The following is a 20,775-nucleotide window of genomic DNA, read 5'->3' as shown; positions in this document are numbered from 1 at the left end:
TGTTCACTGGAACAGCCGACGGCTTCTGTTTGCGGCGCTAGGCGCCAGGACTGATCTCGATTCGATCAGTTTTAGCGCCTTCAGAACGCTGCATGGTTTCCGGAACCCCAATCCATAACAGCAAAAACGCTGCCCCGGCGACGCCAGCAAGCGTCAGGAATGCCGCATCGTATCCCGCCGCTTCAACCACAAATCCCGCCAGACCATTACTCAACGCCGCACCCAGGCCAAACACCGTAGTGAGTGCGCCCAAGCTGATGTTGAAGTGGCCGGAACCGAGCGTGAGATCCTTGACCATGACCGGAAACAACGCGCCGAAAAGACCGGCGCCGACGCCGTCGAGCAGCTGTACCGCCACCAGCCAGTACGGATCATCCGCCAAGGTATAGAGCACACCGCGCAACGGCAGGATCAGAAAACCCGCCAACAGCAGCGGTTTGCGGCCCCACTGATCGGCTCTGGCGCCAGCCAGCAGCGCCATCGGCACCATGACCAGCTGCGCCGCGACGATGCAGGCGGAAGTGAGCGGGGTGGCCATGTGCAGATTGGCTTGCGCAAGTTTTTGGCTCACCAGCGGCAGCATGGCGGCATTCGCCAGGTGGAACAGCGCGCAGCAAACCGCAAACATCAACAACGGTCGGTGGCTGAGCAACACGGCAAACCCGGAAGGCTGAGGGTGATGGGTGCCTCGAGGTTCGAGACCGCGTGCCAGATCATGGTCGATGGCTTCAGCCGAGACGAACGCCACGGCACACACGCTTGCCAGCGCCATGATCGCCATCAGGTAAAACACCGCCACCGGACCGAACAGGTAAGCAGACAAACCGGCCAGCAACGCCGCGCAGGCGTTGCCGGCATGGTTGAAGGTCTCGTTGCGCCCGGTTCGCCGAGTGAAAGCGCGAGGACCGGTGATGCCCAAGGTAATCGCCGAAATGGCCGGAGCAAAGATCGAGGCCGCCACCGCACTCAGGGCCTGCGTAAGCGCCACCAGGCTGAATGACGAGACGAAGGGCAACACCAGGCAACTGGCGGTCACGACCAGCGCGGCAATCACAATCAACGCGCGCTTGCCACGGCTGCTGTCAACCAGCGCTCCAGCGGGCGTCTGCGTGATCAGGGCCGCGACACCAGCAATCGTCATCACCACGCCGATGCTCGCCGGGTCCCAGTGATGCACCGCGAGCAGGTAGATCGCCAGATACGGCCCGAGACCGTCGCGCACGTCGGCGAGAAAGAAGTTGAGGCTGTCGAGCGACAGGTTGTTGCGGCGATCCAGGTGGGTGGTCACGGGGAGTCTTTTCGATGTGAGGTTCGGCGAAATTGACTCAACCTCGGCGAGGGTAGAGACCGGTGCATTTGAGGATTAGTTGCAGGGAGGGCAGATCCAGATCCGGCGAGTGCGGCCGTCCTATAGTAGTGCGAACTGAAAAAAAACGCGGACTGGAAGGTCAATATCTTCTGCTGGATAGTCAGCAGCTTCCAGCGCATCGCGAAAGCGTTGCCATCGATCGCCAGCTATGTCCGGTGCTGGATCGTCATTTCTCTTTCTACCGGTTATCTCTTTTATGACGCCCGCGTGGGCTGTTACGGCGCAAGCCGAAACAAAGAAATCACATTCGCTTTACCGGATATTCGCCAAAGTATATATTCGAATTACCATATGCGTTGAGCAGCGACGATCCTGATGTCTTCTGCCATACGTTCTACGACATCCACGAGCGTATCAAGCTCTTAGTTTTGGTTAAGACCAAACACCTGGAGGATCTATGACAGAACCCATGAACCCCACCACCTTGTTCAAGTGCTTGGCGGATGACACCCGAGCGAAAATTTCTCTACTTGTCGTAAGTGAAGGTGAACTGTGTGTATGCGAGCTGACGGCAGCACTCGACCTGAGCCAGCCGAAGATTTCCCGTCATTTGGCCCTGCTGCGCTCTGCTGGTCTGTTGATGGATCGTCGCCAAGGTCAGTGGGTGTACTACCGCCTGAATCCCGATTTGCCTACATGGGTGACCGCAGTTCTGAAGGAAGTGGTAAACGCTAATAAGCAATGGCTGGAAACCGAGGCTAAACGCCTGTGCAGTATGAACGACCGACCGATCAATCAGGCTGTGCGCAGCTGATTCACGCCCCAAACGGATTAATGAAATGCTGATCGCTGTATTGATATTTATCGCCACCATCGTGCTTGTCATTTGGCAACCCAGGGGGCTCGGGGTAGGTTGGAGCGCGATGTTGGGTGCCATCGTGGCGCTGCTGGCAGGCGTCGTTACCCTTGCCGACATACCAGAGGTTTGGCGCATCGTCTGGAATGCCACCGGGACGTTCATCGCGGTCATCATCATCAGTCTGCTGCTTGATGAAGCGGGCTTTTTCAAGTGGGCTGCGTTGCATGTAGCCCGGTGGGGAGCCGGAAGCACTCGTAAGTTGTTTGCATTTATCGTCTTGCTGGGCGCAGCTGTTTCGGCATTGTTTGCCAATGACGGAGCGGCATTGATCCTCACCCCCATTGTGGTCGCTATGTTGCTGGCGCTGCGTTTTTCTCCCGCTGCTACGTTGGCATTTGTCATGGCAGCTGGATTTATCGCCGACACGGCGAGCTTGCCACTGGTGGTTTCCAACCTGGTCAATATCGTTTCTGCCGACTACTTCAATATCGGCTTCAACGAATATGCTTCGATCATGGTGCCGGTAAACATCGTCAGCGTGGCGGTGACATTGGCGATGTTGTTATGGTTTTTTCGCAAAGATCTCCCCAAAACCTACGACCTCAACCAACTGGATAATCCTGTCGCGGCGATCCACGACCGGGCCACTTTTGTAGCCGGCTGGTGGGTGCTGGTAGTACTCCTGATCAGCTTCTTTGTCCTTGAGCCGCTGGGTGTACCAATCAGCGCCATTGCAGCGGCTTGTGCATTTATCCTCTACGTCATCGCGGCTCGTGGTCACGCCATCAACACAAGCAAGGTGCTCAAAGAGGCCCCATGGCAAGTGGTGATTTTTTCCCTGGGTATGTATCTGGTCGTCTATGGTCTGAAGAACGCCGGTCTGACAGACCATATTGCCCAGGTTCTGAACGTATTCGCCGGCTACGGCGTCTGGGGCGCGTCTCTGGGTACAGGGCTGCTAACGGCATTGCTGTCTTCAATCATGAACAATATGCCTACCGTTCTGGTTGCCGCCTTGTCCATTCATGCCGCCGAAGTTGATGGCGTCGTCCAGCAAGCCATGGTGTACGCCAACATCATTGGCTGCGACTTGGGCCCGAAGATCACTCCGATTGGTAGCCTGGCCACGCTGTTGTGGCTGCATGTGCTGGCCAAGAAGGACATCAAGATCAGCTGGGGGTACTACTTCAAGACCGGGATCGTACTGACCTTGCCCATCCTCGTCGCCACCCTATGCGCCTTGGCACTGCGCCTCAGTTTCTAAATCAAGGAGTCCTATGATGAAAGTCTTGTTCATGTGCACCCACAACAGCTGCCGCAGCATCCTGTCTGAGGCGTTGTTCAATCACTTGGCGCCTGAAGGCGTAGAAGCGGTCAGCTCGGGAAGCTTCCCCAGCGGTCGAGTAAACCAGCGGGCATTGCAGACACTGGAAGCGGCAGGCATCTCCACTGCGGGCTTAAGCAGCAAGGCTTCGGACGCTTTTGAAGGCTCGCCCCCAGATATCGTGATTACCGTCTGCGATCGTGCTGCCGGAGAAGCATGCCCCATCTTTTTCGGCCCAGCCTTGAAGGCACATTGGGGCTTGGCCGATCCGTCCGAAACAACCGGGTCGGAAGCCGAGGTTACCGCAGCGTTCGAAACAACCCTCGCCAAAATCCGGGAGCGCGTAAACGCATTTCTTGCGCTGCCGCTGAAGACTATTAACGCTGAGCAGCTGAAAGCTGAACTGAATCGCATAGGTTCGCTTTAAAGATCAACCGAAGCGGTGCCCAACCTAGCGCCATTGTAGGAGTTCATATGCACGACACATTGCCGAACATACACGCCGACCTGATCGACACTCCTTCGCGGGAGCGACTGGAGCCGCATACGCCGTCAGTCCATAAACCTCGAATTTTGCTCTTGTATGGATCGACGCGAGAGCGCTCTTTCAGCCGGTTGGTGACTCAGGAAGCAGCCTGCTTGCTGGAGGAGTTTGGCGCCGAAACTAAAATCTTCGACCCTTCGGGTTTGCCGCTGCCGGACGATGCTCCGGACACACACCCCAAGGTCGCGGAGTTACGCGAACTCATGCAATGGTCTGAAGGTCAGGTGTGGTGCTCGCCTGAGCGGCACGGATCCATGAGCGCAGTTTTCAAGGCCCAGATCGACTGGGTTCCGCTGGCGATTGGTGCCGTGCGACCTACGCAAGGAAAGACCCTCGCTGTGATGCAGGTCTGCGGCGGCTCGCAATCGTTCAATGTGGTCAATCAGCTGCGTGTGCTTGGTCGGTGGATGCGGATGTTCACTATCCCAAACCAATCTTCCGTAGCCAAGGCATTCACAGAGTTCGATGAGGCCGGTCGAATGAAGCCGTCTTCGTACTACGACCGTCTGGTGGACGTGATGGAAGAGCTGATGAAGTTCACGCTGCTCTTGCGGGATCGCCAGAGCTACCTGGTTGATCGCTACTCCGAGCGCAAAGAGTCTGCCGGAGAATTGTCCAAACGCGTCAACCAGCGTTCTATCTAACGTCAGTACCAGGAAGCGACATGAGCCACATTCCGATCCCCCACAACCTCGAATGCGGCACCTCTCGCAACGCCTGGAGTTGCTACGTCAGCCGTTGCGCCTCTACCCGATACCCACGCCGTCATGCACCAGAACTTCCATCCAATTGGCGCAGCAATCGGGACGAATGTCATGGCTTCATGAGCAGCTGACCTTCGATGGCGTAGGGCAGCAGCTTTTTACGAGACCACAGCGGATTTCCGCCGCTCTGGTGAGCTGTTTGATAAGTGCTACAGAGGCTTTTCTGACCTCCGGTGAGAGATTCGCGATCATAGCGCTCTCTTCGGCTACCAGGTCGACCCGGATTTTCTGATATAGCGCTTCACCCGCTTCCGTGGCTCGAATTTGAATGGCGCGTTTATCTTCCAGGTCAACAGATCGCTCGACGTAACCTTTGCGTTCAAGAGTATCGATGACTCGGCTCGCCGTGCTTTTATCAAGAAACATTTCCTCCGCCAGTGCCTGCATTCGCAACGGCCCCTGCTTGATCAGTGTCTCTAGGGCGTAGCACTGGGTGACGGATACGTCATAGCAACAGATTCGGTCTCTGTCTCTAAACTGATAGACACGTACCAGCTGATTAACTGCCTCAAATAGGTTTTCAGCATCACTGATGAGGTGGGTATCGGTGCAGTGGTCCATAAATTTCTCTTCAGTTGTCACTACCAACAGTAGCTTTCCAGAGGTATAGCTGCAACCACCAATAGGGGGTTGACATTTCCCAAATTGGATCCCTATATTGGTTGCAAGTACCAACGAATAGGCTCAGCCAGGTTGATGGATAGCCAATCGATCCTGGTTTAGAAGGCGAGGTGTAGAGATTTCTACCCGAATCCCTATTCAAACAAATAACAGAACGAATGCTGGACGACCCGTCGTAAATGGGGCCGGTAGAATCGTCGAAAAATCATGTCACTTCCTGCAGTCTGCCGATTTTCGACCTCATGCTGGGTTGTTTTGAATACGCAGAAAACGTGCACCCAGCGTAGATCGCTGGGTAAATTATCGAATCGTGCAAGGAAGCGATCATGTCCGAATTGGAAATCAGCGCCCAGTCCATCCCTACCTCAATTCGTAGCTCGATAGCCAAGGCTTTCTCGCTTCCGTTCCCCATTTTTATGATCGTGTTAACTGTCGCTTTGGGGCTCGTGGGCGGGCTGGGGAACAGCGAAATAATCTCCGTATTGATCACAGGATACGGGAACAACCTCGGTTACTTTTGTATTGTGCTTCTCAGCGCGTTCTACCTAGCTGCCTGGTTAAGTCATGGACAGGATCTTTATCTCGGCAGGGCAGGGGTCGTGATGTCTCCGTTGATGGGGGCAGGGATGGTATGCCCTGACACCGCATATGCGGCGCTATCTCCGTTAGCTGGTCGTTATAGAACCGCGATTGCGGTAGGCAGCTACAGTGGCTTCAAGCTGTTGATACCTGCAGGGCCGCTGATAATCGGCCTCGGTGTGGGGGCAAACGTCGAAGATCACCGATTGATTGTGCTGGGTCTAACCTTGATGGTGACGACTTTTGTGGCTGGCATGATTTGGCTCCGCTTGGTAGGAGACCATTCAGATGCCATAGAAGCCTCCCCGAGCGAGGGCAGGGACTTTCAGTGGGCTAGTTCGTCCAGGCTACTGTTTCCTCTCGCATTACTATTTGCGCTTTTATTCGCTGGGTACTTCGGTAAGCTCTCCGCAGTCCCGGTCATTGGCTTTTTTACGGCTCCAGCCGGTGCGCTTCTGACCGCTGCTATTGTGGCTTACCTTCTGACCAAGCAAGAAAATCGCAAGCCGATGCTTGATTCCACAATTAGAAGAACAGCTAATCTTCTATTTATAATTGGTTGCGCGTCCGCGCTAGGGCATATGCTTGCGCGTGTTGTGCCTGCTGGATATGCCGTTGAGATAGTCACGGGTGTAAAGTCAGCTTCGCTGATGTTGATCGGGCTGTTCTCAGTTGCGGCTATTTTCAAGATCATAAATGGCTCATCCTTGGCAACATTCTCAGCCCTTCCGCCCATACTCGCACCTGTCTTGGCTAACACAGGAATAGACTTGATACCTGTTGTGTATGCGATTTGCCTAGGATCGTTTGTAGCCATTTTGCCTAATGATAGTTTTTACTGGTTGGTGCGAAATGACGCTTTTGCGAATAGCAGCACTATAAACTATGTCAAAACAATAACAGGCGCCTCGATCTTTCAAGCGTTTATAGGCCTTTGTGCCTTATGCGTGATAACTGCCCTATCTTTCTAGAAAAATAATAAATACTGCCTCCTGAATCTTGTTAGGAGGCACGTGCACCTGTGTCGAAAATTACTTGCAGCTTAAGAGCTGTATGGATATTAACCTCAATTGCGTGGGGACATGGAAATGAAAGTAATAGTGGCGACAACATTTGAAGGCGGTTACCAGCCTCTTACCGCGATATCTGCGGCCACAGCACTTATCGATGCAGGATTTGATGCGCAGTTGGTTGATGTCTATGTGGAGGGGCTCGTCGAATCGATGTTTTCCGACGCGGATGTCGTTTGCATTTCCGTTCCGTTATTTGATTCATTGCAAGCAGGTGTACAACTTTCGGCTAAAATCAGCAAGTGGAATAATAAAGCAATAAAGGTATTTTTTGGCCAGTACGCAACCATCAACGCCGAACGTCTTACCGGCAGATATAGTGAATATACCATCGTAGGCGAATGGGAAGTTCCTCTGGTGAATCTGCTAAAAAGGCTCAATGGCCAAGATGCCAGCCTGGCAGGCATAGTGGATATCAAAAAAATTACAGGGGCAGACGGTCGACAAACGTAAACAGCGTTTTCCTGGAGAAACCGTTGCCCCGACCAAAGTGATTTTTGTTGACCCTCGTAGAACACCGACCATTGCCGTAGCCGAACAAGCGGCAGGCAAGGACAACGTGCTTCACCTGGACATCGAACCGGGAACGGATATTGCCCTGTTCAACGGCCTGTTGACCTACGTGGTTGAACAGGAATGGCACGACAAAGAATTTATCTCTGCCTATACCAAAGGGTTCGACCAAGCACTGCAAGCTAACCGATTGTCCCTCGAAGAAACCAGCCGGATCACCGGCGTGTCGGTAGCCAAGCTCAAGCTTGCCGCAGAGTGGGCCTACAAGCCTAAAGCTTCTGGCCACCGACCTCATACCATGCATGCCTATGAAAAGGGGATCATCTGGGGCAATGACAACTATCTCATCCAGTCTGCCTTGGTCGATTTAGTGCTTGCGACCCATAACGTAGGACGGCGGGGCACGGGTGTGGTGCGAATGGGTGGGCATCAGGAGGGGTATACGCGCCCCCCCTACCCAGGTACTACCAAAATCTATGTGGATCAGGAGATCCTCAACGGTAAGGGCATGATGTACACAGCATGGGGGGCCAATCCGTTCCAGACCACTCTCAATGCCCAACAACATCGTGCTGTTATTGTGAAGCGCGCCAATATTGTTAAAGAGGCCATGGCCAATGTTCGCGGCGGCTCAACCGCGCAGATGGTGGATGCCATCTATGATGCGGTGAAGAACAAAGGAGGGCTCTTCCTCGTCAATATTAACCTCTACCCCACCAAGCTAGCAGAAGCCGCCCACGTGATGTTGCCGGCAGCCCACCCTGGTGAGATAAATCTTACCTCCATGAATGGGGAACGCAGGATGCGACTGTCCCAAAAATTCACCGATCCTCCTGGTTCAGCGAAAGCCGACTGCCTCATTGCGGCGGCTATCGCCAACACCCTCCGGAAAATGTATACCGTCGAAGGAAAACAGGACATGGCGACGCGCTTCGCAGGGTTCGACTGGAAAACCGAAGAAGACGCTTTCAACGACGGCTTTCGTATGGCCGGGCAACCCGATGCCGACCCTATTGATAGTCAGGGTGGAAGCACGGGCAACCTTGTGACCTACGAGCGACTGCGAGCCATGGGCAACAATGGAGTTCAGTTACCCGCCAAGGAGTACCGCGACGGCAGATTGATCGGCACCGAAATGTTTTACACCGACTACAAGTTCGACACGCCGGACGGCAAAGCCGAGTTCAAACCAGCGAAGTGGCCAGGCTTTCCGAAGCCGGTGGCAGAACAGAAGGAGAAACACCAGTTTTGGGTCAACAACGGACGCATCAATGAGGTCTGGCAAACTCTCTACCACGACCAATACAACGATTTTGTGAACCGGCGTGTGCCGATGGCTTATCTGGAAATCAACCCTGACGATGCCCAAGCGTTGGCTATCACCTCCGGGGATGTAGTCGAGGTGTTCAACGACTACGGCTCGTCATACGCACTGGCCTACCTGGAGCGGGATATCAAACGGAATCAGACGTTCATGCAGTTCGGCCACTTCAATGGTGTTATGGGTAATTTGAACACTCCATGGACTGACCGAAACGTAGTGCCCTATTACAAAGGAACATGGGCGAGTATTCGTCGTATCGGGAAAGTGGAAGAATTTAAAGAGACGATCAGCTTCAAGTCTAGAAGATTTTAAGGTATCGCGCTTCCACCCCTGCTAGACGTTTTTTCATGGTCTCGATCATGGTATTGGGCGAGCGCAGTCGGGACGTTGTCTTGCTTGATCAGATGTAAGCCATATGTGGACTTACACCATCATCTTGGAGTGGCAACTCTGGATTACAGATGAGGTAGGGAGACTTCTGCGTGTTCTGGTTGGGCCCGTTTCAGTACAAATCAAAAAAAGAGCTTCTGGATCGGCTCAAAAACTACCTGCACAACGCGCCAATAGGCGTAGTCAGTAATGAGCTTGCAGTCAAAAAAATGCGCCTGCTCATAGCAATGCATCCAGAGGCGAGCAGAAAAGTTGGTGTCGGGATCGACCACTTCAAGATCGTGAGAAATGCCGTGGGAGCGGGTAGGGGGATCAAGCTCGTTCGCACCGGTGGCAGTGAAGAAAGTTTTTCCTACAAACGCTGCATTACCGGTGTTGTCCAATCGCCACATGGAAAGGTATGTGAGGCATTGAGATTTGCTGTGCGCTCTCAATTGATCGCGTTTCGTGACGCGCTAGGTATGCCGATAAGTTGCGCGGTTATCACAGACCGTAAAGATTTGCATATCGATCACAAGGAGCCGTTCTGGATTCTGCTGGAGCGATTTTGTCATGATCGCCAGGTCGATCTGACCACTCTTGAAACGTCCGAAAATAGGGAGAATTTGGCGTTGTTCGATCAAAAAGTATCTTCAGAGTTTGAGGAGTATCATCGACTGCACGCTGAGCTTCAGCCACTTTTGAAGGCTGCCAATGTCGCGATAGGAGGGCGGCGGCTGGCAATTCTCAAGCAATAGTTGGCTCGCGACATTTGGTCGGCTTGCGACACGTCCTTTAGGTACGCCAGCCTCGTCGGCTGTAAACATCTCGTTTAACATAATATACATTATGCGTAACAAGATGTTTCGTCTTGGCGGCCATCCCGGGCTCCTTTCAGTACCCACGGCAACTCCGGCTTTCCCCGGAACCTGAACCCGGACCGTTTGGCTCAAGACGCTCCGCAAAAGACGGCCTGCCAACGCTTCGTGCGGTAGCTTCACGCTGATCGCCGACTGCCGGACCAGCTTGCATTCCTACAATGGCTCCGCCGTTTCAATGAGCGAATTGAGCACCAGTTTGATTTCCGCCGCTGGATCTTTATGTCCTTGCAATATCAAACCCTCCGACAGCGCGGTGAACGTTTTCGCGAGTGCTGCGTATGCCAACGGAGGTTTCTTGCCGGCATGGTTGAAAATGATAGTGATCAGCTTGCCCAGCGCCTCGCTGTTTTCTTCATGCAGATCGTAGTAATGCTTTGCGAACGCTTCATCGCGTAACGCGATCAGTTGCATTTCAGCATCGAGGATGGCGCAGTTCGTATTGTTTTTAAGTGTATCGATGTAGGCGTTCAATCCGTGAGCGAGTTGCTCTGCGGTATAACCCGCGGCCAACGTCTCGCCCAAGCGGTCTATTTCAACCCGTTTGAAACGCTGGGTCAGTTGCAGGAGCAGTTCCGACTTGCTTGAGAAGTTGGAAAAGAACGCACCTTTCGAATAACCTGCCTCTTCAGAGATAATATTGACACTGGCGGCGTGAAAGCCTTTTTTGATCATGAGGTCAGTGGCGGTATCAAATAACTTGTCTCGTGTTATTTGTTGGCTTTCCTCGCGACCTAATCTTTTTCTAATCACGCCCTCGGCTCCTTTGGCCCAATATGTTTGTTTGTAACTAGATGAAACAGCTCAGTGAATCAGATATTTGCACCTTACCATCCGTACCCATCCTTTGCATTTAAAGTTTTAAATCTGCCATGTAGTCACCGCCTATTTTTGCCTGGATCGGACGACGGCAAGGTGACGGTTTTCATCGAAATGCAACGAATTCAGAGCGACCACTGCCCTGCCCCCTCAGGGTAAAAAACCGCCCACATGCCGGAAAAATGGCGTCATCAGCCTGGCGAACTCGTTGAGACATCGCGTCTCAGGCCCGTCCCAGACACCTCGGCTTTCACTTGATAGTGAAATACCGCTTGATTTCCAGATACCGAATGGTTTTTACTGGCGCCGTTGGGTCATCCAACGCCTGTTCAGCGACGAAGCTGCACGAGCAGGCTATCTCACAGGAGCTGGATTTTAATGGAATATGCCTTTGTTACAGGTGCTACAGGCCTGCTTGGGAACAATCTTGTCCATGCACTTTTAAAACGAGACATCAAAGTAAGGGCGCTGGTACGTTCCATTGAAAAAGCCAAGAAGCAATTCGACGGCCTGCCCGTCGAACTTGTCCAGGGCGATATGCTTGATGTTGATGCGTTCAGCCATGCCCTTGAAGGCTGTGATGCCTTGTTTCATACAGCGGCCTATTTTCGCGACAGCTATAAAGGCGGAAAGCATTGGCAAAAGCTCTACGATACCAATGTAACCGGCACCGAGCGGTTGTTGCAGGCCGCCTATGCCGCGGGCATTCGCCGTGCGGTCCACACTTCCTCCATCGCGGTCCTGAAGGGAAACCGCGACCAGGTAATCGACGAGACCATGTCGCGCGACGAGTCCGAGGCAGACGATTACTACCTGAGCAAGATCCTCTCTGAACAGAAGGTTCAGGAGTTCTTGTCGCTGCATCCGGACATGTTCGTGGCGATGGTTTTACCCGGTTGGATGTTTGGCCCAGGCGACATCGGTCCTACCTCGTCAGGTCAGTTCCTGCTGGATTTCGTGGGACAAAAATTGCCGGGAGTTCTTCCCGGGAGTTTTTCAGTCGTGGACGCCCGTGACGTGGCGGAACATCAAATCGCGGCGATAACACGTGGCCGATCGGGAGAGCGTTATCTGGCTGCCGGCAATCATATGGACATGAAGACTATCTTTCGGGCATTGGCCAACGTCAGCGGGATAAAGGCACCGGAACGGCCTGTTCCGTTGTTCATGCTGCGTCTTATTGCTTTCGCCTATGAGATTTATTACCGGGTTACTAAAAAGCCGGTGCTTATCAGTACTTCCACGGTCAAGCTCATTGAGCAGGAACAAGGGCGGACCCATTTCAGCCACAGCAAAAGTTCAAGTGAACTGAAATGCGCATTCCGCCCGGTTACTGAAACCCTGACCGATACGCTGGACTGGTATCGGAATAATAACTACATAAAGTTCAACTGAAAAATTAGCCTGCCTCTGCAGTACTTATTTATCTGGCCATGACTTCAAGGATTGAGAGGTTGGTGGAATGAAAAGCCTTACCTGTAAAGAAGGTTTCCTGCATCGTTTTGTCGGTTTTTCGGATTTGCACCCCGACGCCATAGCTATCAGGAACCTCGATGCGGAAGAAACCTTCACGTACCGCGACTTGCTGAACAAGGCCGAAGCGTGCAACGGTTTGCTCCATTCCCTTGGGGTGTCGTCCGCAGAGAAAGTTGCGCTTGTCTTGCCCAATGGGGTGGATTTCATCGCGTATTATTTGGCGATCATTGGCCATGGTGCTATCCCCGTCATCCTTAACCACAAGCTGACGACGTACGAACTGAGCAACGTGCTGGGCCTCGCCGGGCCCGCATTAACCGTCACGACCGACTCGTTGTTCGAGCAACACCGCGAAGTCTTTCAGTCGGTCCGTTGCCTCGTCGTCCGTACTGCCGATGAGCAACCGTTGTCGTTGCCCGAAAACGCAACGGCCGCCTCTGATCTTCCACATCAGCTCTGGCCCTTGTCACTGCCTGAAGGCAACCCGGTCGTTTCGGTACAGTTCACGTATCGGGGCGTTGGCATGCCGCTGGCTGTTTCTCATCGTTATCTGGACCTGACGCAGTCAAGCGATGGCTTGCACGAGCGGTTTCACCCTCAAGGCCTTGGCTCGGTCCACTTGGTGACTCTGCCGCTGTACGCGATCTTCGGCCTGTCCGTGATGATGGTTTTCCCGCTCAGCATCGGCGCTACGCTGCTGATGACCAACAGCCTGCTCAACAGGGACCTGGCGCAAGTCTTGTCCGAGCATCAGGTGTCCTTTGCCTGCCTGGTGCCGGATGTCATCCGCTACTTCAATACCCGACTGGCCAAACGCAAGGGCCCACGGCTGCCGCTGCATCCGCAACTGATGATTTATTCCGGCGGCAGCCATCTACCGGCGGATGAAGCGCAAAAACTCGGCGACCTGCTGGGGTGCGGCCCTGTATTGCAAGGCTACGGACTGACGGAAAGCATGCCGGTGATTGTCCAGAGTTCGGTCGGCGAGGTGCATCGCGGTGCGATGGGCCAACCGATCAGTGGTGTCGAGTTGCGAATTGTCGATGGTCAGGGGCGCGACGTGGCCGTGGGCCGTATCGGCGAACTGCTGGTACGCGGCCCGATGGTTATCCCGGGCTATGACGATGCGCCGCAGATAAATGCGCGGTTTTTCCGTGATGGCTGGTTCCACACCGGCGACCTGGTCTGGCAGGACGACGACGGGCACGTATTTTTCTTCTGCCAGCGCCTGCGTATCTCGAAAATCAAAGCGCAGATGATCGACCTGGAAGAAATCGAGTCCATTGCCCTCAAGCATCCCGGTGCAGTGCGGGCAAAGGCCTACATCGTCCCTGATCATAAAGAGATAAACGTCTTGCACCTGTCTGTGGAAGGTAGCGTAGACCTGAGCCAGAACAGCGTATCCACCCTGCTCGCCCGTTACCTTTCCGCCTTCAAACTCCCCAGAAACATAGAGATTGTCCCTCTCAAGGAAGAGATTCATGCACGCTGATCACACGCGACCGGTGCTGGCCGTTTTCGATTTCGACGGCACATTGACCGACAGGCATACCTTCTGGCGCTACATGCGTTTTATCGTCGGATCCCGGCCCTTCTGGCTCAGGATCATCCCCCTGCTGCCGAAAATGCTCAGCGTGATCCTGGGAATCACACCGCTGATGCAGGCGCGACTTGCATTCATCGCCTGCTACCTGGGAGGCCTGACCGTCGAGCAGGAGCGCGAGCATGCCAGGTATTTCATCAGCGAACAGCTGCCGCTCTGGCTCAGGCCCGAAGCGCTGCGTCGGCTGAAATGGCATCAATCCATGGGACACGTCACGGCACTGGTCAGCAATTCGCCGGAGAACTACCTGATCCCGTGGGGGCAGGCAGTTGGTTTCGACTACGTGTGCGGCACCCGCCTGGCGACGGCTCGGAACAAGCTGACCGGGGGCATATCGGGGGCCAACTGTGTCGATGGGGAGAAAGTCAGGCGCCTCGAAGGCTGCGTCGGCAACCTTGAAGATTTCTACATCTACGCCTATGGCGACTCGTCAGGCGACGAGGCCCTGCTCAGCGTTGCCAACTCTCCCTTCTATAGAAACTGGTACTGACAGATGAAGACTCTGAGCACTTTCGTCCCCGCGCATTACCAACAACCGGGCAAGGCGCCGGCGGTAATGATCGTAGGCGCCGGTCCTATCGGCTTGTCGCTGGCGATCATGTTGCAGAAATGGGGCGTCGCTTTTCGCATCATCGAGAAAAACGCCGGCCCCTCCACCGCGACCAAGGCGATGGCGATCCATTCCAGAACCCTGGAAATCTTCCGCGACCTCGGCGTCGCCGACCAGGCCATCAACGATGGTTTTACCATCAATCAGTTTTCGGTGCAGTCCAACGCCCGGCGGGTACTGAACTACAACTTTTCCTGCCTCGATGCTACCTATCCCCTGCTCCTCAGCCTGCCGCAGCCGCAAACGGAAAAGATCCTGCTGGAACGATTGACTGAGCTGGGCGTGCAAGTCGAATGGAACACCGAGCTGGTGGACATCGAGAACCAGCCCGAGTCCGTACGGGTCACGCTGCGTCATGGCGACGGTCGCGAGGAATCCTGCGCCAGCCGCTGGGCAGTCGCCTGTGACGGTGCTCGCAGCAACATCCGAAAACGTTTGGAGATGACTTTCGAAGGATCGTCCTACGATCGCTTTTTCATGCTCGCCGACGCTGACATCGAGTGGTCCGGCAGCAAGGACGAAGGCGCTTTTTTTCTTGGCGCACAGGATGGGTACGTGGCGGTTGCGCCGATCAGCGCACAATCGCGGTATCGGTTGTTCATCGAGATGCCCTACGACTTGCCACCGGAAGGCGAGCGCCCCTCCCTGAGCCTGGAGAACTTCCAGCGGCTGTGCGAGGGACGTGGGCAGCACATGACCCTGTCGAATATCTCCTCCACCACCATTGCCTCTTTCCAGCATCGCCGGGTGCAGTCATTGCAGCAGGGCTCGGTGTTCCTGGTCGGCGATTCTGCGCATATCGGCAGCCCGATCGGCGGCCAATGGATGAACCTGGGAATTTCCGAGGCCTACAACCTGGCGTGGAAGATCGCCTATGTCGATCAAGGCCTGGCGGATCCGTCACTGCTCGACAGCTACAACGAGGAACGTTATCCGGTGGCCCTGGAAGTGGAGAAGACCGCGCATCGGTTGACCCGGCTGATCACCGTAAGACAACGGGCCCTGGTGTGGCTGCGAGACAATGTCCTGCCCCTGCTGAGCAACAGGCCCAAGGTCCAGCGCAAACTGCCCTCGATGATCTCCGGCCATCAATACCATTACGCCAAAAGTGACTGCATCCAGGAGGCGCTGACGAAAAAGCAGCGCCGCAACTGGTCTAGGAACGGAGCCCGGACGGCGTTCCAGCCGCCGGTGCCTCGCGCGGGGCAACTGGCGCCCGATGTCGAGCTTTGGCAACAGCAAGGGGCGCTGCCGGCGCGCTTGATCGACCTGTTCCACGGGACGTACACGTTGTTGATCTTCACCGCGGCGGATCAATTTTCTCCCGTCTTGCCAGGCCACTATGCACTGGCCGAGTCAGTAGAAAAAGATTATCCGGGCATCAAGGCCTACTGCGTGGTCGACGCCCTCAGCAGCGCGGAACTGCCGGCATGGCACTCGACATTGCTGGACCCCGACTGGAGGCTGCACAAGCGTTATCACGCCAGCGAAGGCACGCTGATGCTGATTCGTCCTGACGCGTACATCGCGTTCCAGGGCGCCGACGCGATGACACTCGTGACGTACCTGAGCGTGAGGTCCGGATTGCTCAAGGCCCCGAGGGAAACCGCCTCCCCGGCAAGCGAGGCAGTGCAAATCCAGCGGCCAGTCGCAACCGCTCATTGACTGATTGCTTGACGGCGCTCTGCCCGGGCCCACGACTTTCGATGCTCGTCTAAAACACCTACCGAATTACGGTTAAGGAGAACCTCATGCGCTTGCAACTCAATGAAGTTGTGCAGGAATTCATCGTGTCCAACGGGAAAATAGCCCATAGCTATTTCTCCCTCTCGGAAAAAATCATCGATTCACTCTGCGAATCCAACATGGCGAAGGAATCGATCCTGATGCGCCTGCTGGAACAGGCTGAATCGGTCACCGCCCATTATTTCAATGCCCACCAGCAGGTGCTGGAAGGCGTCTACGCCCATGGCATCGAGGCGGCTGCTGGTAGAAGCGTCGCAACGCTGGAACCCGTGCCTGCGCACTCGACCGTGTTGGCCGCGGCACCGCCGGTCGAGCAACCTGTCGCCCTCAGCTATGAGCAATGGTTGCGCGCCGAGATCAGTTCGGTCACCGGTTTCAAGAAGGAGCAAATCGACTTCGAAAGAAGTTTCGAAAGCCTGGGCATCGACTCGCTAGGGCTGGTTGATATTTTCGAGTCGTTGGCCCAGCACTTCCCGGACAAGAAAGAACAGACCTCGCAACTCTTCGATGCCCTGACCCCTACGGCCCTGCTGGCCAGGCTTGAAACCGATCCGAAGCCGTCTGCCACACCTTCCGAGGCGCCGTTGCCTGGCTCCGCCGATGCGCAGACGCCGCTCGGCGCGGTGCTTTTCAACGCACTGTCACCGCTGGTTTCGGACGCACCGCAGTCACTGGACGTCAACACGCCTTTTACCGATTTGGGGCTCACCGGTTTTGACCGGCAAGCCCTTTGCCAATCAATGGCGCAAGAGTGCCCCGTCAGCGAGTTTGCTGGTGAGGCATTGATGTCGCGTCGTACCCCGGAAGACGCGCTGGCGCTTCTGGCCAGAATGGGCTGAGGCCCGATGGCACACGCTGCCCGCACATGGAATGGACACCGGGTGACCGTCAGGTCACCCGGCTTTTTGGCAAATCAGGAGACAGGGTATGAGTGGCGCGGTAACGACAGCGGGCGAGTTGTGCTTCAGCGCAATGGCCGGCGAATTTCCAGGGGCGTCGTCCACCGACGCACTTTGGCACTTGCTCTCGCAGGGCGGCATAGCGCCTATCCAGGCAATGCCGGCGCGCTGGGAGTTGCAGAAGGCGTCGATATTTTCGAGCAAGGCCGGCGAGAAGGATCGTGTCTACCTGGACAGCGCATTCTGCCTTTCAGATGACCCATCGACGCCTTCCCGTCATGAAGGCCGGCAGGTCGCGATTGGCAAGAACGTGCTCCGGACGCTTTTTGCCGAACTCGCGGCGCAAGGCACGGAACTGAATACCGAGCGAACCGCATTGGTAGTCGCGACGTCCTGGAGCGATGAAAGTTATTTCGCCACGCCAGTGCCCGGCGGTACCGACACGCCATCCGGTTTTACGCCCGGTGAACAGGTGGCCGGGCTGGCGCGCGCGTTTGCCTTGGGAGGCCCGGCCTTATCGGTGGATACCGCTTGCAGTTCGTTCCCCTATGCCATCGACATGGCCAAGGCTCTGCTCAACAGTGGCCAGGCGGACCAGGCGATCATCATGGCGCTCAACACCGTTCTGCCCCCGGCATTGTTCCTCGGTTTCTCCCAACTGACGGCTTTTTCCGCCCGGGCCAGCATGCAGGCGTTCGGCGAGGATGCCGACGGTATTGTGCCGGGCGAATGCGCCACGGCCTTTCTGGTCGAGCCCGTGGCCGATGCCCTGAACGCCCGACGCCGACCGCTGGGCGTGCTGAGAGGTTTGGGGCTTTCTGCCGATGGCGCCGAAGGGTCGGTGTTTGCGCCGGGCCGGCAGGCCCAGTATCGCGCTTATCAACGGGCTTACATGGACCTTGATCCAGGCCGCGTGGATTACATCGAAACCCACGGCACCGGCACCCCGTTAGGGGATGCGACCGAACTGGCCTCGCTGAACAGTTTCTTCGCTGCCCATCGCAGCGCCGACGAAAAAATTGCCATCGGTTCGATCAAGTCAGTCATCGGCCATCCCCTGGCCGCGGCGGGAGGCGCTTCGCTGGCCAAGGCGTTGATGATCCTGCGCCACAAGGGCATCCCACCCCAGCCGGACTATTGTCCCAGTCTGAAAGTCGACGACACCTGCCTGCGCCTGGCGACACAGCGAGTCCAGCCACTGGAGGATCGTCAATCGCCGATCCGCATAGGCATTTCCAGCTTCGGCTTCGGTGGCGCCAACGCCCATCTGGTGGTGGATGAATACGTGCCCGCTGACCTCCCCGCCCCCGCGCCTGTGGCTTCAGGCGTGCAGATCCTGGACCTGGCGATCGTCGAGGCGGAAGCCGCACTGGGCGGTTGCGATTCACTGCACGCGTTCAAACGGCGGCTTGAGCAACCGGCTAGTCCACCGGTCACTTTCCCTTACGGGCGTTTCGTCGATTGCAAGGGGGCCTCGGCCGGGCCGTTGTCGGGGAGATTCCTGGCCCAGGACCGCGTCATCGATATCGACGGATTTGGCATGGGGCCAAAGCCCCTGGCCCACGTCGATCCCTTCAAACTGTTGATCACCGACCGCGTCAATCACCTGTTGCGGCGCCTGCCGGGCGTTGCCGGATCCGCCGGTACGGCAATGGTCATGTGCTGCAACATGGGCGGGGAGCGGTTCAGCAACGCCTATAGCAGTGCCGAGCAATTCTATTCACGGGCCCAAGGCAGCCCGCCGGGCGTGGAGGTGACCGACGTGGCAACCATGTTGCCGAACATGTTGTCCGGCTACCCGGCGCAGATTTTCGATTTCAAGGGTTTCCATCAGACCCTGGCCGGCTCACCAGGACTGTTCTGGCAAACCCTGCTGGCGTCCCGACAATGGTTCGAGGACGGCATCACGACGCTGCTGCTCGGAGCCGGCCGCTTCATCAGCGGCGAAATCGAGGTCGACCGTGCTCGCCGCAGCGCTACACCGCAAGGCGAAGGGCTCGGGCTGCTTGCGCTGCGTCCTTATCGAGCGGGTTCAACCGACACGCCGCTGCTGGTGATTCGCGCAGCGGTACTCGCCCATGCCGCGGCTTCGCTGGACGAAGCGTGCCGATTGGCCGGCAAGGAGCGCGCCCAGTACCCGGTGGTCGAGGTTTGCGAGTTGCAGCCCGATAGCATCCCTGGTGACGAGTCGTTGCAGGAGATGACCGGTTTCCTGGCTGAAGCCTGCGGCATCGAAACGCTTTTGTCGGTGGTGATGAGCTCGGCGGCTCACACGGTGATCGAGGTGCGTGAGGCCGGCAAGGTTGTGATGTGGCTGTTCACTGAAAAACTGCGCGAATGGAACCTCGCAACGGCGAGCCCCGCCCCTGCGATCAAACACCCGTTCACGTTGCGCTTTGCCCACGAGCCCCTTGAGCTGCAGCAGGTCATCACGCCAGTGCATGCCGGCGAAATCGTCCGCGAGCCGCAACACGACGGTGTCGATGTGTTGCAACTCAGCGACATGCTGACCAGCACGGTTCTCGCCGGGTTGCGGGTGCGAGTCCGGGCCATGGAGGGGCTGTTTGCCCTGCACCAGGGGGCTCGTACGCAGCGCCCGGCGCCCTGGCAGCGTCGAGCGGAACACGTGGTGATTTCCCACATCCAGCGCGAGCCGCGTTCGCTGCGGGCACGGCTGGTGGTGGACGAAGGTCACCGGTATTTCTTCGACCATCCGCTGGATCACATCCCCGGCATCCTGTTGCTTGAGGGGGTGATGCAACTGGTCGAACTGGCCATGCCCCCGCTGAATGGTCGCGTCGCCTACGTGAAGACGCTCAGCATCAAGTTCCAGCAATACGTCCAGAAGGAAGACGTGATCGACCTGCGCCTGGAGCAAGGCCACGATGGCCAGGCATTTCAGGCAACCGTCACGCAGGCTGGAAAAGTCATGTGCACCTGCGTGCTGGGCATGGCCTACAGCTCGGCCTTCGAGACCTCGCCGGCGGCTGAGTTCACGGCCGCGCGCTGTGTCGACAAGGCCCTGCTGCACAAGGCCAGGGAGGAAAATGTCATCGTCAGCGCCATGAGCAGCCTCGCCCAGGGGCTGAGCGTGGATACGGTCAGCCTGCCGGATGGGCATTTTTTCCACGAGGGCGATCCCGAGCATTTCTCGATGGTGTATTTCCTCGAGGTTGCCCGCCAGTGCTACATGCAGATTGCCCACGGTCATCTGCGTATTCCGCTCAACACCCCGATGAATCTGCTGGCCCTGAGTTTCACCCTGGACCGGCCAATTCCCAGGAACAGCCCGTTGTCACTCGCTCCGCAAGCGAGCCTCGGGACGCAGCTTCAATCATTCAAGACCAACCGCATCCATATCGACCTGTTCAACCGGGGCGAAAAGATCGGCCAAGCCAATATCACCGCTCAAGTATTGAGCCAGTCCGCGCCTGCCGCCTGAGGCCGGGCGTTGATCAAACTCAGGGG

General features: G+C 56.3%; 16 protein-coding genes and 2 pseudogenes. 15 read left to right on the top strand and 3 right to left on the bottom strand.

Features of this window, described 5'->3' with window-relative positions:
• Positions 1 to 37: 37 nt before the first annotated feature.
• Positions 38 to 1,288 carry an MFS transporter gene (locus tag PSH78_RS13015; RefSeq protein WP_305501035.1) on the bottom strand — a complete coding sequence of 417 codons (1,251 nt, stop codon included), beginning with the start codon at positions 1,286 to 1,288 and terminating at the stop codon, positions 38 to 40.
• Positions 1,289 to 1,665: 377 nt separating this feature from the next.
• Here PSH78_RS13015 and PSH78_RS13010 point away from each other — a divergent pair.
• The 5 genes and pseudogenes from PSH78_RS13010 to arsH all read left to right on the top strand — a co-directional run.
• Positions 1,666 to 1,770, top strand: a pseudogene (locus PSH78_RS13010) (arsenate reductase ArsC); the annotation flags it as partial.
• Entirely contained in the window at positions 1,767 to 2,123 is a 357-nt protein-coding gene (locus PSH78_RS13005) for a metalloregulator ArsR/SmtB family transcription factor (protein WP_305501033.1), read from the top strand. The pseudogene PSH78_RS13010 and the gene PSH78_RS13005, both read left to right, overlap by 4 nt.
• Before the next feature lie 25 nt (positions 2,124 to 2,148).
• Complete coding sequence (locus tag PSH78_RS13000) at positions 2,149 to 3,432, top strand: arsenic transporter (protein WP_305501031.1); 1,284 nt, start codon at positions 2,149 to 2,151, stop codon at positions 3,430 to 3,432.
• A gap of 16 nt (positions 3,433 to 3,448) precedes the next feature.
• Positions 3,449 to 3,919, top strand: coding sequence for an arsenate reductase ArsC (locus PSH78_RS12995; protein WP_305501029.1), 471 nt, complete (start codon positions 3,449 to 3,451; stop codon positions 3,917 to 3,919).
• 47 nt (positions 3,920 to 3,966) lie between these two features.
• Positions 3,967 to 4,680 (top strand): arsenical resistance protein ArsH, encoded by a 714-nt coding sequence (gene arsH / locus PSH78_RS12990; RefSeq protein WP_305501028.1) that lies wholly within the window; start codon positions 3,967 to 3,969, stop codon positions 4,678 to 4,680.
• 177 nt (positions 4,681 to 4,857) lie between these two features.
• Here the strand turns inward: arsH and PSH78_RS12985 are convergent, their stop codons facing one another.
• A complete protein-coding gene (locus PSH78_RS12985; protein WP_305501026.1) occupies positions 4,858 to 5,361 on the bottom strand; it encodes a MarR family winged helix-turn-helix transcriptional regulator in 504 nt (167 codons plus the stop codon).
• Between the two features lie 386 nt (positions 5,362 to 5,747).
• Between PSH78_RS12985 and arsQ the strand changes: the two genes are divergently transcribed.
• From arsQ to PSH78_RS12965, 4 genes and pseudogenes are all read left to right on the top strand, one after another.
• Entirely contained in the window at positions 5,748 to 6,971 is a 1,224-nt protein-coding gene (arsQ, locus tag PSH78_RS12980) for an arsinothricin export permease ArsQ (RefSeq protein ID WP_305501024.1), read from the top strand.
• Between the two features lie 117 nt (positions 6,972 to 7,088).
• Positions 7,089 to 7,496 (top strand): annotated as a pseudogene (locus PSH78_RS12975) (radical SAM protein); the annotation flags it as partial.
• Positions 7,483 to 9,219 carry an arsenate reductase (azurin) large subunit gene (locus tag PSH78_RS12970; RefSeq protein ID WP_305501244.1) on the top strand — a complete coding sequence of 579 codons (1,737 nt, stop codon included), beginning with the start codon at positions 7,483 to 7,485 and terminating at the stop codon, positions 9,217 to 9,219. The pseudogene PSH78_RS12975 and the gene PSH78_RS12970, both read left to right, overlap by 14 nt.
• Before the next feature lie 170 nt (positions 9,220 to 9,389).
• Positions 9,390 to 10,034 (top strand): DUF3223 domain-containing protein, encoded by a 645-nt coding sequence (locus PSH78_RS12965; protein WP_305501022.1) that lies wholly within the window; start codon positions 9,390 to 9,392, stop codon positions 10,032 to 10,034.
• Positions 10,035 to 10,310: 276 nt separating this feature from the next.
• Here the strand turns inward: PSH78_RS12965 and PSH78_RS12960 are convergent, their stop codons facing one another.
• On the bottom strand, positions 10,311 to 10,907 hold the full coding sequence (locus PSH78_RS12960) for a TetR/AcrR family transcriptional regulator (protein WP_305501020.1): 597 nt from the start codon (positions 10,905 to 10,907) through the stop codon (positions 10,311 to 10,313).
• Between the two features lie 444 nt (positions 10,908 to 11,351).
• On the opposite strand from PSH78_RS12960, the gene PSH78_RS12955 reads away from it, so the two are divergent.
• The 6 genes from PSH78_RS12955 (at position 11,352) to PSH78_RS12930 (ending at position 20,749) form a co-directional block, all read left to right on the top strand.
• On the top strand, positions 11,352 to 12,368 hold the full coding sequence (locus PSH78_RS12955; RefSeq protein ID WP_305501018.1) for an SDR family oxidoreductase: 1,017 nt from the start codon (positions 11,352 to 11,354) through the stop codon (positions 12,366 to 12,368).
• Between the two features lie 67 nt (positions 12,369 to 12,435).
• A complete protein-coding gene (locus PSH78_RS12950; protein WP_305501016.1) occupies positions 12,436 to 13,941 on the top strand; it encodes a class I adenylate-forming enzyme family protein in 1,506 nt (501 codons plus the stop codon).
• A complete protein-coding gene (locus PSH78_RS12945) occupies positions 13,931 to 14,542 on the top strand; it encodes an HAD-IB family hydrolase (RefSeq protein WP_305501014.1) in 612 nt (203 codons plus the stop codon). Before PSH78_RS12950 ends, PSH78_RS12945 begins: the two co-directional genes overlap by 11 nt.
• 3 nt (positions 14,543 to 14,545) lie before the next feature.
• Positions 14,546 to 16,327 (top strand): FAD-dependent monooxygenase, encoded by a 1,782-nt coding sequence (locus tag PSH78_RS12940; protein WP_305501012.1) that lies wholly within the window; start codon positions 14,546 to 14,548, stop codon positions 16,325 to 16,327.
• A gap of 86 nt (positions 16,328 to 16,413) precedes the next feature.
• Positions 16,414 to 17,247, top strand: a complete 834-nt coding sequence (locus PSH78_RS12935; RefSeq protein WP_305501011.1) for an acyl carrier protein — start codon at positions 16,414 to 16,416, stop codon at positions 17,245 to 17,247.
• A gap of 88 nt (positions 17,248 to 17,335) precedes the next feature.
• Positions 17,336 to 20,749: a beta-ketoacyl synthase N-terminal-like domain-containing protein gene (locus PSH78_RS12930; RefSeq protein ID WP_305501009.1), complete on the top strand. Its 3,414-nt coding sequence runs from the start codon at positions 17,336 to 17,338 to the stop codon at positions 20,747 to 20,749.
• The last annotated feature ends 26 nt before the right edge of the window (positions 20,750 to 20,775 follow it).

It is taken from the genome of Pseudomonas sp. FP198 (assembly GCF_030687895.1).
Classification (GTDB): domain Bacteria; phylum Pseudomonadota; class Gammaproteobacteria; order Pseudomonadales; family Pseudomonadaceae; genus Aquipseudomonas.
This window is presented reverse-complemented; position numbering and strand designations above follow the sequence as displayed.

Excerpts from the sequence above, each read along its gene's own strand:
- PSH78_RS13005 (WP_305501033.1), top strand. The coding sequence starts at position 1,767 with ATGACAGAACCCATGAACCCCACCACCTTGTTCAAGTGCTTGGCGGAT.
- PSH78_RS13000 (WP_305501031.1), top strand. The coding sequence starts at position 2,149 with ATGCTGATCGCTGTATTGATATTTATCGCCACCATCGTGCTTGTCATT.
- PSH78_RS12995 (WP_305501029.1), top strand. The coding sequence starts at position 3,449 with ATGAAAGTCTTGTTCATGTGCACCCACAACAGCTGCCGCAGCATCCTG.
- arsH (WP_305501028.1), top strand. The coding sequence starts at position 3,967 with ATGCACGACACATTGCCGAACATACACGCCGACCTGATCGACACTCCT.
- PSH78_RS12985 (WP_305501026.1), bottom strand. The coding sequence starts at position 5,361 with ATGGACCACTGCACCGATACCCACCTCATCAGTGATGCTGAAAACCTA.
- arsQ (WP_305501024.1), top strand. The coding sequence starts at position 5,748 with ATGTCCGAATTGGAAATCAGCGCCCAGTCCATCCCTACCTCAATTCGT.
- PSH78_RS12955 (WP_305501018.1), top strand. The coding sequence starts at position 11,352 with ATGGAATATGCCTTTGTTACAGGTGCTACAGGCCTGCTTGGGAACAAT.
- PSH78_RS12950 (WP_305501016.1), top strand. The coding sequence starts at position 12,436 with ATGAAAAGCCTTACCTGTAAAGAAGGTTTCCTGCATCGTTTTGTCGGT.
- PSH78_RS12945 (WP_305501014.1), top strand. The coding sequence starts at position 13,931 with ATGCACGCTGATCACACGCGACCGGTGCTGGCCGTTTTCGATTTCGAC.
- PSH78_RS12940 (WP_305501012.1), top strand. The coding sequence starts at position 14,546 with ATGAAGACTCTGAGCACTTTCGTCCCCGCGCATTACCAACAACCGGGC.
- PSH78_RS12935 (WP_305501011.1), top strand. The coding sequence starts at position 16,414 with ATGCGCTTGCAACTCAATGAAGTTGTGCAGGAATTCATCGTGTCCAAC.
- PSH78_RS12930 (WP_305501009.1), top strand. The coding sequence starts at position 17,336 with ATGAGTGGCGCGGTAACGACAGCGGGCGAGTTGTGCTTCAGCGCAATG.